The sequence below is a fragment of the Collinsella sp. AM18-10 genome, assembly GCF_003471585.1.
GTDB lineage: Bacteria > Actinomycetota > Coriobacteriia > Coriobacteriales > Coriobacteriaceae > Collinsella.
In genome coordinates this window covers 34,133-52,227 of record NZ_QRJO01000015.1, presented here as the reverse complement: position 1 = coordinate 52,227, position 18,095 = coordinate 34,133, and the positions used below count along the sequence as shown (strand labels likewise).

At 50.6% G+C, this 18,095-nt stretch carries 16 protein-coding genes; 6 read left to right on the top strand and 10 right to left on the bottom strand.

Annotation, left to right across the window (positions count from 1 at the left end; all coding sequences use genetic code 11):
• Nucleotides 1-543: 543 nt before the first annotated feature.
• The 3 genes from DW211_RS08490 to DW211_RS08480 form a co-directional block, all read right to left on the bottom strand.
• Complete coding sequence (locus DW211_RS08490) at nt 544-1,230, bottom strand: hypothetical protein (protein ID WP_117583721.1); 687 nt, start codon at nt 1,228-1,230, stop codon at nt 544-546.
• A 562-nt stretch (nt 1,231-1,792) separates the two neighbouring features.
• Nucleotides 1,793-2,650: a DUF4365 domain-containing protein gene (locus DW211_RS08485; protein WP_158564514.1), complete on the bottom strand. Its 858-nt coding sequence runs from the start codon at nt 2,648-2,650 to the stop codon at nt 1,793-1,795.
• A 484-nt stretch (nt 2,651-3,134) separates the two neighbouring features.
• Nucleotides 3,135-4,100 (bottom strand): DUF2971 domain-containing protein, encoded by a 966-nt coding sequence (locus DW211_RS08480; protein ID WP_158568515.1) that lies wholly within the window; start codon nt 4,098-4,100, stop codon nt 3,135-3,137.
• A gap of 1,008 nt (nt 4,101-5,108) precedes the next feature.
• Between DW211_RS08480 and DW211_RS10055 the strand changes: the two genes are divergently transcribed.
• The 3 genes from DW211_RS10055 to DW211_RS10050 all read left to right on the top strand — a co-directional run bounded on the left by DW211_RS10055 (nt 5,109) and on the right by DW211_RS10050 (nt 6,679).
• A complete protein-coding gene (locus DW211_RS10055; RefSeq protein WP_117776167.1) occupies nt 5,109-5,633 on the top strand; it encodes a hypothetical protein in 525 nt (174 codons plus the stop codon).
• A 187-nt stretch (nt 5,634-5,820) separates the two neighbouring features.
• A complete protein-coding gene (locus tag DW211_RS08470; RefSeq protein ID WP_233540489.1) occupies nt 5,821-6,222 on the top strand; it encodes a transposase in 402 nt (133 codons plus the stop codon).
• 10 nt (nt 6,223-6,232) lie between these two features.
• Nucleotides 6,233-6,679: a hypothetical protein gene (locus DW211_RS10050; protein ID WP_147357257.1), complete on the top strand. Its 447-nt coding sequence runs from the start codon at nt 6,233-6,235 to the stop codon at nt 6,677-6,679.
• A gap of 286 nt (nt 6,680-6,965) precedes the next feature.
• On the opposite strand, the gene DW211_RS08465 is transcribed toward DW211_RS10050, so the two are convergent.
• From DW211_RS08465 to DW211_RS08445, 5 genes are all read right to left on the bottom strand, one after another.
• Nucleotides 6,966-7,643, bottom strand: coding sequence for a hypothetical protein (locus tag DW211_RS08465; protein ID WP_147357256.1), 678 nt, complete (start codon nt 7,641-7,643; stop codon nt 6,966-6,968).
• Nucleotides 7,636-8,934, bottom strand: a complete 1,299-nt coding sequence (locus DW211_RS08460; protein WP_118260273.1) for an ATP-binding protein — start codon at nt 8,932-8,934, stop codon at nt 7,636-7,638. The genes DW211_RS08465 and DW211_RS08460 overlap by 8 nt, the downstream gene beginning before the upstream one ends.
• A gap of 135 nt (nt 8,935-9,069) precedes the next feature.
• Nucleotides 9,070-9,549 carry a hypothetical protein gene (locus DW211_RS08455; protein WP_147357255.1) on the bottom strand — a complete coding sequence of 160 codons (480 nt, stop codon included), beginning with the start codon at nt 9,547-9,549 and terminating at the stop codon, nt 9,070-9,072.
• Between the two features lie 43 nt (nt 9,550-9,592).
• On the bottom strand, nt 9,593-10,339 hold the full coding sequence (locus DW211_RS08450; RefSeq protein WP_118260270.1) for a DUF3307 domain-containing protein: 747 nt from the start codon (nt 10,337-10,339) through the stop codon (nt 9,593-9,595).
• Nucleotides 10,336-11,154 carry a SatD family protein gene (locus DW211_RS08445; protein WP_158568514.1) on the bottom strand — a complete coding sequence of 273 codons (819 nt, stop codon included), beginning with the start codon at nt 11,152-11,154 and terminating at the stop codon, nt 10,336-10,338. The genes DW211_RS08450 and DW211_RS08445 overlap by 4 nt, the downstream gene beginning before the upstream one ends.
• Before the next feature lie 151 nt (nt 11,155-11,305).
• Between DW211_RS08445 and DW211_RS08440 the strand changes: the two genes are divergently transcribed.
• Together DW211_RS08440 and DW211_RS08435 are read left to right on the top strand one after the other, a co-directional pair.
• A complete protein-coding gene (locus DW211_RS08440) occupies nt 11,306-12,406 on the top strand; it encodes a glycosyltransferase family 2 protein (RefSeq protein ID WP_118260266.1) in 1,101 nt (366 codons plus the stop codon).
• Nucleotides 12,407-12,410: 4 nt separating this feature from the next.
• On the top strand, nt 12,411-13,556 hold the full coding sequence (locus tag DW211_RS08435) for an acyltransferase (protein ID WP_118260264.1): 1,146 nt from the start codon (nt 12,411-12,413) through the stop codon (nt 13,554-13,556).
• Here DW211_RS08435 and DW211_RS08430 read toward each other — a convergent pair.
• The gene (locus DW211_RS08430; protein WP_147357254.1) at nt 13,553-14,893 is read right to left on the bottom strand and encodes a hypothetical protein; all 1,341 of its coding nucleotides are present in this window, start codon (nt 14,891-14,893) and stop codon (nt 13,553-13,555) included. The genes DW211_RS08435 and DW211_RS08430 overlap by 4 nt on opposite strands.
• Nucleotides 14,894-15,130: 237 nt before the next feature.
• Between DW211_RS08430 and DW211_RS08425 the strand changes: the two genes are divergently transcribed.
• A complete protein-coding gene (locus DW211_RS08425) occupies nt 15,131-16,150 on the top strand; it encodes a glycosyltransferase (RefSeq protein ID WP_118260261.1) in 1,020 nt (339 codons plus the stop codon).
• Nucleotides 16,151-16,170: 20 nt separating this feature from the next.
• On the opposite strand, the gene DW211_RS08420 is transcribed toward DW211_RS08425, so the two are convergent.
• The gene (locus tag DW211_RS08420) at nt 16,171-17,970 is read right to left on the bottom strand and encodes an AAA family ATPase (protein ID WP_158568513.1); all 1,800 of its coding nucleotides are present in this window, start codon (nt 17,968-17,970) and stop codon (nt 16,171-16,173) included.
• Nucleotides 17,971-18,095: the final 125 nt, after the last annotated feature.

The window sequence follows — 18,095 nt, the reverse complement described above, 5'->3', positions numbered from 1 at the left end:
CGGTTTAGAGTCTACTAGATTGGGGGGACGCGAGCCAAGCCATGGTGCGCCGAACGGTTAGCCACAAGGTCACCTTCGGCGCCAATGGCCTCATTCGTATAACCATTGAGTTCCAGATGACCGGCATCGATCCACACCCAGCCAACGCCCGAAACGCCTGGCTCGCAGCACGCAACGTTGCCTATAAGCATGCTCTCCGTGTCCGCGGTAAAAGAAAGCCCGCCTAGCAAAACGCACGGACAGGCCATAGCAACAGGCAATTCGGCGCAAATCGTTTGAGCAGGCGGCGCGCGGAAGGAGCGTATAGGGCGGTTTTCTGTTGGCTGTCAGCCGCGATATCCTCATGGAAACCTAATTGTCGCCGGAATCAAAGTCCCAGGCGCGGGCTCGATATCCTCTCGGATATCTAATCGTCTTGGACTTTTACCTGCCCAAACACAGTACAGCTTTTACGTGCTGTCACACGGAGCAAGGCTCAAAAAGTGTTATCTACAACTCAAGCCTCTAAAGCAGGCTACGCACGGGCCTGAAGGAAATTGAGGTCTAAATAGGACCCTTATCAGTCTTGCTGCGCATCAGGTTCACAAAACTGACAGCAGATTTGCTGGCCTTATATAGCTGATCATCAGATTTCTGAAGGTCATTCTCGCTTAATGAATCAAATTCAAGAACTTCTTGCCCGGCGTATATCAGCCAGCCGTTCTGCGCGAGAGATTCTTTCTCGACATCATTGAGATGTATGTCACCACGTAAATCTAAGGAGCAAAGCGCCTGCAAATCAGTAGAAGGAGTATTTGCAACCAAACCAGCAAGCCTCAAATACTCGTTGTATCCTATGCTTTCCTCAATGAAGGCCGAGAATAGCTTACTTAGATAATCCACCTTTCGTCTGTCTTCAACTTTATTGATCAAATTCAAGGTAGTTTCAAAATTCTCGATCAACTTCTTCTCGTTCTTAGCAAAGAACGAACGACGCTGTTCGTCATCGACGGAATCCAGTCCGACAAGGAAGCGTTCAACCTTATTAAAAAAGAGCTGATCAGGGATTGAAGCCACCGCTTTGACGGCCTTAAAGAATGAAATGCCGTCCAACGTTTCATCAAACACGATGCTTACTGCATCCATCGGCAGCCCCAATGAATCTCCGATACTTTTACAGTTTTCCAAAATAGTCACGATATTTGAAACAATAGATTCCATATCATAATGCGCTCGACTCAACTCATCCATACGCCACTCCCATAAGTCCACAACTTTATATCATTAGAATTCACTAAAGATATGGTTTATTAAAAACCATCCATCAGGGAGAGCCACCAGCTTTGAGGCGCTACAACCCTATGAATTAAATTCAAACAGATATAACACCACCAAAAACCAATAACGAGGCTAAACCTTCCACCGCCCTCGCGGCTCTTGAGCGTACTATGCCGGATCTTGGGATTGCTTCGCGCCGAAGCGAGAAGTACTCGCTCTCGGAGGATAGGTTTGCCCCAAGCCACGGATCGCCCGTCAAGAAGAACTCCGGCCAGCGGGAAGAGATGCCGGGCGGCAGGCGGAGCATGGCCACCGGACCTATCGAAACACATCTCCACCGTTCCTTCAACTGGGAAAATGCCGCCCCCGGGAGCCCGAATGGGACCTCGGGGGCGTTCGGCTAGCTGCGGGAACGGACTATTCGCTTAATGTGTTCGGCTGAGTTCGGAAATCAATCTCTTGAAGATAAGCAGTGGATTAAAGTATTCAACAAGAAATCCCGCATTACATTCAGCCCACAGCAAAAGACAGATCGCTAATACTCCGCTACGCCTTCGAACTCATATAAAAACCTCATATGATCGACGTCGAATCTAAGTGATAGCATATCTATAGATTTGCGCACATCAGAACACAGGCAAACGAATTTAAAAAACGATTCAGTTAATTCGCTTTCAAACTCTTTGTCGCAAATACGTTTTCCAAGCTCAATAGCTTGGCTCAATTTAGTAGCCACAAGGTGGTTAGAAATAAAACCAAGCATGTTATTAGCCTTCTTAAGGCTATCAAGAGCAGGCAAAACATATTGTATTGCGAAATCTAATGTGATGGTATCCTCCTCAATAAAATTTGGAAGTTGATACGCTAAATCACATGTATCTATATAATATTTAAGCCATGACTCTTTCATTTTTGGAAACCGAGAGATATGGATTAACCGACTTTCAGCAGAGGTATCGCCCAATCTATTGGAAGCTGGAATCAAAATAGTATTTGACCCTTGCTTTCGCCAAGACGAATTATCAAAATTCAAACGAACACGAATATACTCTTGCAACCAAACAAAATAGCACGCTCCATCATCCGCCAAAGAGCACCTGATTAAAAGAAAGGGTATTGCAAACATTTCAGCGTATAAAAGCGTCTTCGTATCAATGGAAAATGGAATTTCAGGTTTATCTTCGAGAGGTTTATCTGTTCCCTTCACCTGAATTGCCATTAATTCACCAGTAGCGAATCCGTTTTCAAAGCGCTCAAAAATTTTATCGATTCCAAAATCACGTTCTGTTAAGTCTCGAACAACCCAGCTTTCAGAAGGCATAAGGGAGGTGACGAAAGAGCATGCCGCTGTTTCAATTATGTGGCTACTTGGACGTTTCGGAGGATATGCCATATGAATCATCTCCATCAGTCTTAACGCAAAGGCACCTAATAACGACAAAATAAAGATAATAGCCAACATAATTAGACTGCGTGTCAGTTGATATCAAATAAGCGGTTAAGGACACAATAACCCATAAAACAAGAAGCACTCGCTGTGTCCAGGGGCATGGATCATCTCCTTCATCCTTCCTGCTCGAGCACGCCAGAGTAACCACGCGGTAAAACCATTGGCCAAGAGCAGCGCCCCCAATCCCCGGGGAGCGACCCGCTTGATTAAACTGCTCAGTATTACGTGCTCACGGGCTCACCAAGAACCAAGTAATAATCCCAATTTGATAAGAAAATCTTAGATAAACAACTCCCATTAACGTAAATTACATCAAATTATCTTTCGAAATGTCCCAGTAGATATAGCAATCGCCAACTCAGGAGTCCACTAGTACACGATTCAGCTGACAAACAAATGACTATACGGCACTATTAACGGATAACTATCACTGTTCATCTACAGGAATATCCAGTTTATTCGCCGCGAAAATGCAACGCTCTCTATCCTCTTGAGTCATCCTGCTCCCAAGAATAACTCGCAACGGCTTGCATGGGCGTTGTACATAATTCATCTCAAGCTCATCTGGCTCTGGTACAAGACAGCCACGAAATTCGTTCTCCCACTCAAACGCACTGCCCTTTCTGTAAATTGCCCGCAGATCACTAAGCATGTCGTCGCTGCCCACATTAAGACCAAGCATCCTAGCAGCAGTCCAAGCAATTTCGGGGTCGCAATTAAATGGTTTGTCATCATATAAAATTGGCAATATCTCAGTACGCATTCCGTTAGCAATATTGCAATTGCAAATAGCTTCTCTGTCGTAAGCAAGAACGAAACCCGCTTGGTTTTCGGAATAAACATTCCACATATTTGAATCGCTAGGATTGTCTGTTAGGCACAAAATGCGGCAACAATTTCGGCAGTTATTCTGATGAACTGGAGCAATAAATCCTCCAACAAATAAACGCAAGTTTTTAACAGCCGAGCGAAAAAGGCTAACTCTCCCCTCATCGGATAGCATCTCGAACTCATCAATTCTTACTCGATTTAAAGGAACCCCCAGAGCCCCTAAAACAAACGCAAGTCGTCTAAAATCAATTTGATTAATTATCTCTAACGCTTGTTCATCATCATTGAGATAACTTTCGATTTCATCTATACCATTCCAGTTATAGATCGGCACCGAGTCGCGCTGATCGCTGAAAACCCTTGGATGAGAAAATGTAACAGTTGCGTTTTCTAGGTCGGCAAAAGCGTATTCAGTTGGAGGACGATAGCGGTAAAGCATTCGTGGGACGAGAAAAGTCGATAGAGCTTCCAGCTCCTTCCCTGCGGAAACAATGGAAACGTCATCGTTTTGCTTGGCAACGAGATTAGCCAGCGTCTCCCGATATGTTTCTTTCTGCGTCAAGCTTAGCACCATGCAATATCGCTTCCCAATCTAGCTAAATTAGATGCAGTTGATTTTATCCAGTGCAAAAAACTGAATGCGCACACGAAGCAGAAGTCATGTCTATAAACTACCAAAAAATGATTCCGATTGGAACGTACCGGAAATCATAAAAGCTGCCAACAATATCTTTAATAGTCTGAGATGACCAGAGATGAAAACATATAGCTATCAAGCAATCTTATCCTCCAATAAAGACGCCAGCTATGACATCGAATTCCCCTCTCTGTCAGGTGATTTATCAATGACGGAGCGCCGCAGATACTGCAGAAGCAGTCGAGTATGCAGAAAAGATTTATATGTGCGTGTCAATTAAAAAAGTCTCTGTTAAAGAAAGTTAATCCAACGATATTGCCGCCCCTTCCAGTAACCCCAGTACAGCCGCAAGGTGCCCCTAGGTCATCTCGCACATTCTAGTGGGTTCCGTCCGAAACTGAACCTCGAACGCGTCGCACCTATGACTGTCGGCGTGCCTTGTCAGCCCGGTCAACGAGAACCATATGAGGAAGCGGTCAAGCATGCGCGAGCTCACCGCGCAGAACGGATTCCGATTCAGGCACACTCGCCTACACGGACTCCCCGCCCGAGCCAACAACGGCATCGACCGGATAAACTACAAGGTCAGGCAAAGGGTGAGGTTCGTCAGCACCTTCATCGATGGAAACTCGGTCCCATGCTCGTCACAGCAAGGTTCGTGCGCACCGTTGAGCACGAGCGGATAAAGAGGAGGTATCTGGAAATGACAAAGTCGGAAGAGATCGACGAACTGAAGACAAGAATAAGGGCTAGGGCATCGGACAGAGCGAGACTGGCTCAATCAATTATCGAAAGAATCTTGGCGGCACCTACAACCACTCGGAGAATTTAAGCATTTAAAAAATCACATTAATTTGAGCAAATGCAGTCATCAGGTCAGAAAAGTAACGCAGTAGCAATGCAAGCGCTGAATATGCAAGGAGCGAATCAAAATTGAAAGATAAAAACACCACAATCCCCTTTGGAGCCGATGAAATTATGTACTCATTCCTCAAATCAAACGGTGCTCCCTTAACAGATAGCGAATTGAAAAGGATAAAACATACTGAATCACTGAAGGATTTAATGGCCCTTGGCTATATTCGACATGAGCACTCAAACGTTTTCCTGACATTGCAAGGCAGAATGGCTCTTCGACAATTTGACGAAGAACATAAGAGTGAATCTAACAAAGAATCCGCAAACGTTTTCAGTATTATCATTAGTGTGCTGGCAATTTTAGTATCTATGCTAAACACAGTTGCGGGATTAGTTAAAAACGACGCAACCGTCAATTATGCCTCAATCAATTTATTCACTAATATGCTTAGCGCACTTGAAGTACTGCTAATCGGATTTTTTGTCTCTAAAAATATATTGCCCTCGGTAAAGTACTTTAGATTCCACCCTGTAGCTCGAGTCTTATTTGGAACGATGGCAGCGGTACTATTATATTTTATTGTTCAACGCTTTGGATAGCAGATGGTACCCCATCCACCCTAAGCTGCGAAAGGCTTTCACGGACCTCAGCACATGGTACATCGCTTTTAGTGGTCGGGTCCAACCTCTCGTGGACCCTGTTGACCCGCAAAAGGCGAACGTACCAGTCGAGGTAGGCCTGCAGTTTCTTAGGAAACATACTCGTGAGGCACCATGGGAAGTGTCTTTGCCACGAGCAGAGAGCTGCTGCCCGAGGGCGGCGGCGATCCTCGAGGAGGCCGAGCCGGACGCGCTGGCCTACCTCGACTTCCCGCCAACCCACTGGAAGCGCCTGCGCACCAACAATGTCCAGGAGCGGACCAACCGAGAGATAAAGCGCAGGTCGCGCGTCGTGCAGGTGTTCCCGTCAACGGGCTCGCTGGTGCGGCTCGCGGGCGCGGTCATGTGCGAGCAGGACGAGATATGGCAGGAGTCCAGATACTTCTCGGAGGCAAAGATGAGGGAGCTCTACGACGAGGGCCGCACGCGTGGAATCGACGGGACGGTCGACTGGGAGCGGCTGGAGGCGGAGGCCAGGAAGATGATCGAATCCGGCCTCGAGCTTGCGGACAGGATCGAGGCGGCATAGGATATCAACCGTGTTCCAGGTTCCCGGACGCCGGGCCGACTCGTTTCGGATCGGGCGCTGCACCAACTTTCTCGACACTACCCTCGAAAAGATTGACTACGAAGGTCACCTGTCTCAAATTGACGGCGAAGATCATCTGACATTAGCGGCGCACCTTCTCAGAAGATCATGCCAAGCGTTTGCGTTAAAAACCAAAGAGATTCTCGGATACAAGGCATTAATTAACAAAGGATACAACGGAAAGGGTCACTATGTATTTTGCCAAGCTGACTTGGAAGGTAAAATTGCGTTAATTGATGCCCGAGGAGTAACGACAAGTTACGATAAATTCATACCCAAGCGCCCACCCGGAACTTTGTTTGATGACAATCCCTCCGGGCGGGCGTTCGTACGTGCGCCGAAACGCCCGGGATACGGCGCACGGCACGCTAGCCAAGGATGGCGGGGTCGAGAGTGAGGCGCACGGGGCAAACGTCAACGACCCAGTCCGCCTGGAGCGGATGGAGATAGTGAACGACCTGTGCTCGAGGCTGAAGCGCTGCCTTTGGCGCTACTCGGGAATGTCGCCGCGGAACACCCAGGCGCATCCCGACTGGCGCGTTGGCCTCTTCCGGGTCCAACAGGCGTGCGGTAGATGGGACCCGACCGCAAGGGTCGTACGCCATATCCCGATGGCCGACGCGACCTACCACAGCTTGGGGCAGGTGCTACATCACCCGTTATCTAAACTGCACAATCTGATCCTAAATGTCCTCTCTTGATTCCATTGCGCCTCGCCAAGCCGGTAGGAGCGTTCTAGAAAATTCACTTTCTGTTAGCGTCAAGACGTCCTTCACGCAAAATCCTTTTAATTTGTCCGAAAGCCCAAAGCGTGCCTTTTTCCTAATCGAGTCGGAAATCAGCTTTGACGCCGACTGATTCGTCGGCTCATTCTTGTTTCCGTTGTACACCAAAACAAAAACGCAGTGCTCGCGAAACCAACTTGTTCTCTTTCCCCATAAATCCGAACAGATCAAAACGCTGTCCTTGCATTTCTCAACGAGAGCGTCCCTCTGGCCAAGATTGATGCCGAGCTCTTCATCAAGCTTTGAATTAAGCCTCTTTCCCAGCCCCTTCGTCAGACTACCGTTTTTGAATTCAATTAGATATAACGTTTCCCGGTCACAATATAGTGCATCAGCAGAGCGCGGAAGATCCATTCGCCTATTAACTCTTTTGCAGTAGCTCTCGGTAACGGAGTCAAAATTAACAATAGAGAAGTCGTCATCAACTAGGGAAGACTCCCCATCTTTAGATGTTTTGGATACTGAGGACATGCAGTCCTTTAGAATACAGGTTCTGCAACGGACACACTCATCACCGTCATCATGCACCTCGGGAGTCTTCGGATGCGGGCAGGAAATGCACAAGTCGCTACTCAAGACCGCACTCCTCCCTCTCAAGAATATCAAAAGGAGCTGCTAACTTCTCATAGGCCACTTCCGTTGAGCGGGTTATGTCGGTCAAACGAGAGCGTCCATCGGCGCAGGTTTCCGCAAGATAGTATGAGCACAATCCATCAATTCCGTACTTTTTAGAATACACTTCGATCGCATTCAAGAAATATGGACTATGGGTACTCATCAAGACATGCATTCCGAGCTCCTTCTGGAGCAGCACGATTATCTCGGCAAAGGCAAGCTGCCATGCGGGATGAAGATGAATCTCAGGCTCATCGAGGATAATGGTTCCTCCGGCTTCAAGCGCCCCAGACTTCAAGAGCACCTTCATGATAGCGAACGTCTTCAAGCCGGCAGAAAGGTTGCCTGGCTCTAGCCCTCGAACAAAACCCCCTTCAAGATATATAAGGTGATCGCGACTGCCGCTCTTCTCGAAATGACCCGGACATAAGGAGACGACTTTCTCCATAAGGACGTTCAGGTGCCGTTCCATTGCAATTTCGTCGAATAGCGAGGACTCTTTGTCATCGTTGCGGATGGTAGACCTAATCAGGTCTTGGCGAAGCTCCTCCTGATGCCCAAGTAGAGTTCTGGAACGAAAAGCGGAGCCGTAGGGGCCCGCGAGCGAGTCAATCAGGAACGGATCGTCTAGATAATGCGCCCTGAATCGCAAGGTTCTTCTGTCGCACACCTCCGTTACCTCATCACCTGCGATTGAGAAAAGCGTAGAAGAGCCCTTTATCTGGAGCTCGACTCTTCCGGATTCATCGTCGAAAACAGAATTTATCTGGCCGTTGAACTCGCTTCGGAATCTGTTTGTCGCAATTGCACGGAACGCTTCGTCATCGGAAATATCCATGATCTCGATAATTTGATCTGCGACTCCTGCCACACCATTCGTGAAATCGGATTCAATTTCACGAGAGATTTCCTTCCCGTAATAGTCCTTTATCTCATCAATTAGTTCATCTCTCGTGTACTTACCCGAAAAAACCCTATCGATAAAATCGGATATTCTTCCAGCACTTCGCCTGTGGCGAGGCGTGGAACCGAAAGGACCGCCTATATAAGCCTTTCTGAGAGCACGCTCAACGCTATAGCGCCTCATGCAATCGATTTTATTTTCAGAATCGGACATACTGTTGAACGCCGCATAGAGAGCTTTCCCGACCGTGCTTTTTCCCGTTCCGTTCTCTCCTGCGACTACGGCAATACCATCAATTTCAACATCAGCCTCAGCAACTCTACCGATGTTTTTCACATTGATTTTCATTGCATGTCACCAGCTCTCAACTTGATATATACAGTGCTTAGATTATCGCACAGAGAAATTGGCTTCTAAGGGACGCCCCTAATGAGGAGTGCACAAAAGATGCCATTTAATTATGCAAAGAAAGGTAGGGCACTTCTAAAACCTGCGGCTACCAAAAACTGCCTTGACGCTAGGATTTTCAATGTTAATCAAACTGTTCCCAATTGCACAAACAAGATCATCTATCTCATCCTTTGAGAAGCAGTCAATAGCTTCCATTTGCTTCAGCTGCTCATAAATGCTGTCAAGAAATTCCTTCTTCGTTAGGCTTTTGTCGAAATACAGATCTTTATTCTCTTCTCGTACTACTGGATTTTCAGAGTTTCTAATAAAATAGAAACAGTTACGAATATTGTTCCCGTGAAGAAACACGTCGATAAAATCGGCGTCTGACATGTTATTTAATGGCCCTGGATCACGCACGTAGAGAAACGACACCGCCTCTCCAGCAACAAATCTATCATAGGATTCACAATATTCACCGCGAAATAAACCGGGCCGCATGGTCAAGTTATGAATGCACGGCTTTATTTTGTTAATAAGCTCTTTTCTGAAATCATCAGATGAATTATTCATGGGCACCCCCTCAGTCCTTCTCCTATTAACGCTTTAATTAGCATCAGCAACCAGCGCTATTAAACAAGTACATAAATAAGACCGCAGAAGCCATTGCTAGAAACACGCTCGCCAATGAACCCAGCAAATAAACCTCAGCGAAATCCTTGTCACTTTCCAGCTGTTTAAAGCGCGCGATACTTTTTGCAGTAAAAATAAATGCAATAGCCGAATATTGGTTCAGCAGAGAAAGCGCCGCGACAATCAGTCTTTCAAATATTCCAATCCACTTGCCTGAATGTGCATTTGATGTGCACGCCGACTGCTCCGTACCAGGGTTTCGGAGAAATTGGAGGACCTTGGCAATAGCGATGCTGCAGGGGCGTCCGCAAAAGCACAATGTCGAAACCCAAGAGAGCTCAGCTCCACGGGTGCCCAAGAGATTCGAAGCAATTGGCCGCATGACCCAGAGGTGACAACATAGAACGCTCAACATAAACAAAAGTACAATATGCAGCATCTGATCGATCAAAAAACTACCAACCGGTGAGAGATCAAGCCCTGCAATCTTTCTTCTCAGGCTGCCATCGATAAACCAGTGTGAAAGAGCAAATACTGTAAAGGACGCAGCCGTGGCGGCTACACTCGCCTCAAACAGAAGAGCTACTGTTGCTGCGGCGCCGGCCGCGTAAATTAAACAGTGCAGACCAAGGGCAATTCTATTGCTTTCCTTCTTATCTGCCATCTTATTCGTCTGAAAATAAAAATCGAACAGCATGTGGAATAGAAGGAAACACCCGAACACCCTCATGACAGCTCCATTTCATTAAGGAAATGAACGGCGAAAGCAGCCAGCTCTCTTTCTCTTACAACGTTCGCGAGCCTAAGGCTTTTCTCGAGCCCCTGCCTCGTCTTCCCCATCGCAACACCCATTTGTCCCGCAAGCCCTACATGACTAGCCCTGATGCTATCTACGTTGAGGTTGAGAGAGCTGCCCAACGCCACTGGCGCGCAATCGCTCGGATTGCTTTTAGCGCCGTACTTTTTGCCTATACGCGCCTCGATTAGCTCAGCATACCTTTTGCTCAAAGTCGCGTCTCTGTCATCATGCAGCATAAGCGGTCGCAGTAATTCAACAACCTCACAGTAATTACGCTGCGACTCGTTTCTGCGATCAATTATTTCTAGACAACCCGCCGCGCACAGTTCCTTCTCGCGCGAAACGCCCGAAACATCAATGATCTTTAAATCGCTGTACTTATCCTTTTCAGACTCAGCAATTGCTCTACGCGCACGATGGTATGCTGACCCGTCTTGTTCCGTCGACAATGCGGACTGCATCCGAGTTTTCCATTCTCCCACTCCAATACCGCCCCTAAGATCAACCGTCTGGACGAGTATCTTAATAAACCTGTATGCCAAGAATGCGCCAGCCATACTACGGAAAAGGCCCTGCAATTCATCGCCCGCACTAAACATTAGCGGCATTTCGAGCTCAGTTTTGAACAGCTCGTTTGTGCATTCCATTGCGTTTGCAAGATCCTCCTGCGCGCTTTGCCTTCTACTGTCCGAAAGACATCTCGAATGCCTCATGTCGACCATGAGAGCCGAATAGCTATTGTTCATCAGGCTTCCTTTCCTCATGGCGATTATAGCAACTAATTTAGTTGCTTTCGTTCGTTTGCAACGGTTTTAGTTTCTTCAGAGCATATGCAACCAAAATCGTTGCTTTGCAATAGGGTATAATTCTTCCAAATCGCCTAGAGAAAGTGTTTAAATGCTGACCGTAATCGTGCCTACTTACAATGCCGAGCCGTATCTTTCTCAGGCTATAGGCAGCCTATTAAACGAAAAAAATATCGAACTGGAAATCCTCGCCATCAACGACGGATCCACCGACAACTCGCTCGCCATTATGCAAGATTTCGCTGCGCGCGACTCACGCATTCGAGTGATCAATAAGGCAAACCAGGGTTACGGCGCAACCTGCAATCTGGGCATTCGCGAGGCAAAGGGAGACTGGATCGCCATCCTCGAGCCCGATGACTGGATCGAGTCCGGAATGTACTCCGACATGTTTGCCTTTGCCAAGCGCGAATTTGGCGGTCCGAACAAGCTCGATATTATTGAGACCCCCTATTGGATCATTCGCAACCCCGATACCCCCCAAGAGGTCAAGCTACATTGCGCATATCGCGGTCGCATTAAACCGCCTCGGCAACCGTTCACCATTCACGACGCTCCACACCTGCTGGCCCACCATCCGTCCATTTGGTCGGCAATCTATCGTCGCGACTTCCTGATGCAAAACAATATCTGGTTTAAGGAAATCCCCGGTGCGGGCTGGGCCGACAATCCATTCCTTGTCGAAACGCTCTGCCAGGCAAAGGCGATCGCTTACTGGCCCAAGCCGTATTACTGCTACCGCGAGGAAACACCCGAAAAGGCAGCCGCTCTGGCCAAGCGTGACCCTTTGATGCCGTTTAATCGTTGGAACGACATGGTCGATGTTCTTGAGAGGCTTAACGTCACCGACTCCGCCGTCTGGACACCGCAAATCACACGCGGCTTCACCTATATGGGCATCATGATTGAGCACACCGGAATTGAAGGGCACCCCGAAATCAAGCGGGCTATCCACAGGATGTTCGAACGCATGCCGCAAGAGCTAGTATTTGCCAATCCTCGCGTTACCCCTGCGGCCAAAAAGCTCTATGCCGAGTATATGGGCATTGCCAATCCTAAAATCAGCTACTGCGCATACGCCAAGGACCTCGTGGGAGAGGGCTTGTATAACGTATGGAACAAGGGGCCCAAGCAAACTCTAAAAATGATCACATCGCACTTTGGTTCGTACAACGCACGCGCTGGAAAATAGTCTGATGGGCAGCAAAGCAAGCAGAAATACCTCCATCGAGGCGCTGCGCTTGGTCGCGGTCGCCGGGATTGCGATATTCCACACGTTTCAATGGACCTTCCAAGCCGTCTGCACCGGCGTGCCGGAATACGCATCGCTTGCGGCTTTCCCCTATTCGGGACTACTGGGATTCATTAACCTGCTGGGCTGTTGGGCCAACGAGATCTTTTTTATGATCTCGGGGTACTTCCTTATTCCCTCGGCGGTACGCGCCCTCCAAAACGGTTCGTCCGCGCGGGGCCTCACGCTCAAATCACTTGAGCGCCTCAAGAAGATCGTCTTGCCCACGCTCTTTTATTGCGCAGCTTGTCTGTTTGTCTCGATGTACGTCTATCCCCTGCCCGAAATCTCACTACACGAGATCGGCTGGCTCACGTTAGGCATCGAGTTTATCTGGGTCTACGCCGCCTCCGTATTGCTCGTCCCAATGATTGCGCTGATACGACAGCGAATCGGCAGCAAAAGGGCCCCGTTTGTCGTAGCACTTCTCGTGCTCGCAACATTTGGAATCAACTGCTACATCGCAGCGACGGCAAACGAACCGGCCGGTATCGTTTTGTGGCGCAAGCTCATGAGCGCCGTTACCTACCTGGTCGCGTTTATTGCAGCTGGAGAAATGCGCTTTGTCCTCGATTGCCACGGCAACGCATCCGGCGCTCAAAAATCCGAGATCGCGCTAATCGGACTCGTTGCCGCCACCATCGCGCTCGAGCTTCTGCTATCGGCAAATAGCCAGTACGACGCGCTCTGGAAGCTCTCCTACAAGTCCTCTTCCGTCATATCCTTTATCTTGGCCGCCGCATCCGTTGCCGCCGCAGCGCTCCATCAGCCGCGCCACGAAGTCCCAGCTGCAGACAAGACAATCATGTCCCTCGCCGCAGGAACGCTCGCTTTCTACGCCGTACAGTCGTTTACCTGCAACGTCTGGCGACCCATCTTTGACAAAGCAATCTACACCATGGCAGCAGGCATCCAAACGGGAGATCCACATCCAGCCGCCGCCATTTTGCTCGGAATCCTTATGAGCCTTTGCCTCGCACTTGCCCTGCTCCTCATGGATATAGTACGCAGGGCCGTAGTCGAGGCCATCAAGGCCCATATGAACAGCTAGACGCCCTTCTGACCCTGCAGACCACGAAGCGCGCTAACACCCGAAGCAAATAAAATCGCAAAGACAATCGCCCAATTCTTGCAGCCAAATACCGGAATATGGACGATCGCATGGTCGTGCATTACAACGAAATAACCCAAAATGACAACCAGGGGCAGCGCAATGAGCAGCGACTGGATCAACACTTTACGACGACGACCCTCTTGCGCGCCACCCCGTATTGAGCATGCGAGTACGGCAATCCAGGTCACCAATACGGCAGCAAACGAAACAAGACAAACGACGTTCGAGAGCATCGCATAACCAGCAGTTGAGCAAATGGCAAACAGCTGCGGGTTCATGCAATAAAACTCCTTCAAAATCTGAGGCCAGTCAGCTTGAGGCAGCAGCGACGACGCACCGTGTGCAGACCAAAGGTCCATCTCGCCCAGAACGTTCGAAAAGACCTCGTTCCAACCCAACACCGATGCAGCGATAATCCATTTCATCGCCCAGGCAAAGACAAACGAAAGCCCAAACCCAAAGAGCGCCTGCAGCATCGTAACGACGCAGCGCTTGGGACGCTCGCCCTCGGGGAGTGCAATGAAGGCGAAAAAGCAATGCAGGGCGACAACTGCGGCAGGAATGGTTAAAAAGTCAAGAAACGAAAACACGGCGCCCGTCGCTATCGACCAAAGGACAAGGCGGCTTGTGAAAACCCGTGCGTTCGGGGCCGAGTCCAAACGAAGGCTCATGCAAGACATCATGATGAGCGCCACAAAAAACGAGATGCACAGCAGCAGATCGCCGATAACATTGAAAAATAGATTGGTCGAGAACAACAGGATTGCAAGGAAACCCAACGTCGCTGGCATTGAAAACCGCTTGTGCAAGACAACGTAAGCGCAAGCGGAGCCGGCAATCGCCAGAGCAGCCGCGGGCGCCACGACAACGTCGATACCGCCAATATACAGGCAGACATTCGTAAGTAGCTGCCATCCATGCCAATACCGGTAGTACTGCTGATGCGTAATCCCGCCGGCTTTCGTAACGTCATCAATCTCGGCAACAGCCATCGTCTTAAACGGAGAACCCTGGTCCTTTTGCTGTGCGACTTCAATGATAAAGCGATTGTTATCAAAGCAAACAGGACCAGCTGCAACACGGTGGTCGTAGACATACATGTCGGACAACAGGGCCGAGGACTCCGAACCCTGCGCATGCGAGTCGATAACGGGCCTCGGCAGGCAATTCGCCGCGGTATTGCTCAAGACAAATGCGGCCTGAAGAACCAAAAACAGCAACATGGCCTTGATGGGAAGGCCATCGGCAAAGGAGGCTAAACGAGATTTATTCACAGGGCATCCAAACAGAAAGATCGCGTCCACAGGAATCGGCACCTACGTAATACCACAATGCGCGCTTGCAACCTCGCCACGCTCACACGTCAACCAGGCTTGTAGCAAACGTTCTTGGTGATTAGCGGAACATTACCCGCGGGCGCCCGCCTACGCTTACAATAGTCCTGTCCCATGGGACACATTGTTTATTCCGCAGGGCCGATACGCTGCCCACGCGAAAGGATATACTCGTTCATGACTTCAACCCTTCCCGCCCCCATCGATAAGCTCGCCATCGTGGTCGTTACGTACAAGCGCCAGGAACTCCTGGCCAACTTGTTCGACTCCATGACCGAGCTCACGGCAACGCCCTGGCGCATCGTGATTGTCGATAACGAGAATTCGCGCGAGACCGAGGCCATGTGCACCGCATTCAACGAGCGCCTGGCCAGCCTGTGGGGCATCGACACCGAGCAGCCCGACGCGCAGGGCGGCACCGACCGTGTCATCTACGCCCCGCAGCTCGAAAACGGCGGCGGTGCGGGCGGCTTCTCCGCTGGCACTAAATGCGCCTACGATCTGGGGGCCCAGTGGTTCTGGGTGATGGACGACGACGTGCTCGTCATCCCCGAAGGCATCGAGCGTCTTGCCAAGTGGACCGACCGCTACGATGTCATCCAGGGTTCGCGCCTGGACTTTGACGGCGGCGCTTTCTTTTGGCAGTACCAGCTCATCCTTTCGCTCGGCATCCCTAACCCCATCGCCAAGTGGGACTTGGGGCCCGAGGGCTACCGCACCATGAACCAACTGTGCTTTGAGGGCGGCATGTTCTCGCGCCGCGTGGTCGACAAGATTGGCCTGCCCGACGCGCGCTTCTTTATCTACGGCGACGATGCCTGCTACGGCTACGTGGCCAGCCAGCACTTCCCCGCCGCCGTGGTTGCCGACGTGGTGCTCAAGCGCGCCCGCGCCGTCTCCAACTGGGATATCGCCGGCAAACGACAGCTCAACTCCACGAGCGACACCAACCGCTACTACATCATGCGCAACCGAGGCTTCCTCGCTCGCTATATGCAGATCTACGGTGACTACCACCCCATGCTGTTCCGTCTGGGCAATGCCGCGACCTTCTGCAAGGAGTTCATTCGTCTGGCAGCAGTCGACAAATGCTTTAAGACCGGCATTCCGGCGCTGCGCCGCGGCATGAAGGACGCCCGCAAGATCGTTAAGGATCCCAACTGGAAGCCCATGCCGCCCCTGAAGGACGCCGAGTAGTAAAGGGCTTTCGCCCGCCGCTACAGTCGTTGACACACCACGGACACACGCTGACCGTCAAAGCCAAAGCCCCAACGCATGCGCCCGACGGCGGGGCGCGGCACGCGGATATCATCGATGCCGTCGCGCTCTATGTCGAGCAGCGCCTGAACCGCCAACAGTTCCAGGCCCAGGGCATCGACGCCAGGGTCGTACAACATGTTGACCGTAATGAGCGGTCGCTCATCGAGCATGCCGAGCGTGTCGGCCACGTCAAACACCCGACCGGTGGGAATCACCTGGATATCCCAGCGATCCGAGACGCCACTTCGCTTGGAGCTGGGATTGCAATAGCCGGGCAGTCCAAAGCAGAGCCCCTGAAGCGCCAGATGATAGGCTGTCGGCATATCTGATTGGCCCACATCGATGCCCAGATCGCCGATAGCACAGCTCAAAGCTTGCTTTACAGTGTCCTCGTCTCCTCGACACAGCCCGTCATGGAACGAGTCGATAACTCCAACGTCCTCAACGGCGCACTCAAACCATTCCAGAATTACAAGACGGAGCGCCTGACGCACTTCGTTATTAGGCAGACGCAGGGAACGAAGGCACGCGCCGTCCTCCGAATGCCCCGTCATATCCGTCGTAAGGAATCCAGACAGATACAGCGCAGTCCAGATATCTTCGGGCTTGGCGGCATCGACCTCCTCGGCATGCATATGCACTGGCGCCTCAATAAACCCATGCGGCTCAACCAAATCGAACAATGTGGACAGGCGAATGAGATTCCAGTCGCCGACGCATGCGCCCAGACGGTCGGCGTAACAATACAGATCCGCCCGAACGGGCGCGACGCAATCGCGATGTGCGTAGTCCACCACGCGCTCCGGGCTCGAGCAATAAAAACCACCAAACAGATAGCCCTCGAGCCACTCACGCGCGTCATCCAGGCAGCCGTTGCGACCGATGCAATCCAACAGCACTTGGACTTCGTCGTCCGAAAAACCGAACCATCGATCACACCAACTCGACAGTGGCGTCGCCGACCGATAGGAAACCCCACGTTGGGACAACGCAAACTCGGCATGACCGGGGCGTTCGCACATCAGACACGTCAATCGCAACGAGTCGCCGGCATCGGCAATGGTGTCGAACAACATTCGGCTGAGCGACTCTAGGGAATCCACGCTACCGTCGTCCTTAGCGTCCAAACGCTTTGGACATACCGCGTCGTAGTCGTCTATCAGAAGAACAACCTGCTCATCGAAAGCTGCCTGGAGCAGCTTGATAAACACGCCAAGCGCCGCATCGATCTCCTTATCGCTGGCCACCCCACGCGCCGCCCTCTCGATAAGACGGACCTCACGTCTTGACAGATCAGGTGCGGCAAGCAGCGGCAGCAATCGGGCGCACTCGTTCGCGACAGCGCTGCGAATAGCCGCCGCAGCATCGGCGTCGCGCCTCGCAGCGGCAGCTGTAAAGTCGAGCATGATGACCGGATAACTCGCGTACTCATCACGATAGCGACCGCCGCCCGCCTGCCAAATCTGGGTACCAGCGAACAGGCTTCGATCCGGCAGCCGGTGATCAGGTCGTTCCAAATAGCACTTGAGCATCGATAAATTCATGCTCTTGCCAAAACCCTTAGGCCGACAGCAAAGCGCAACGGGTACTTCGCTGTCCAATATATCGGCAATAAACATAGTCTTATCGACGACTAAGCACCGATTGATTGCATCGGAAAAGTCGTGTACATCAACCGGCAGAGCTGCGTTATCCGCATAACCGAGCAACCGTGCACCAAACGCATGAGCAACACCATAATTCGCCTGTTCAGACACCGTAAACTCTCCTTCTAACGCAGCACGATGCCCATTGTAGCTAGCGGGTAGAGCGCAACAATATCGACATGAAAACGTTTCGGGCAACGGTAGCAACAGACCCCCGAGGGGGCATAACAAATCGT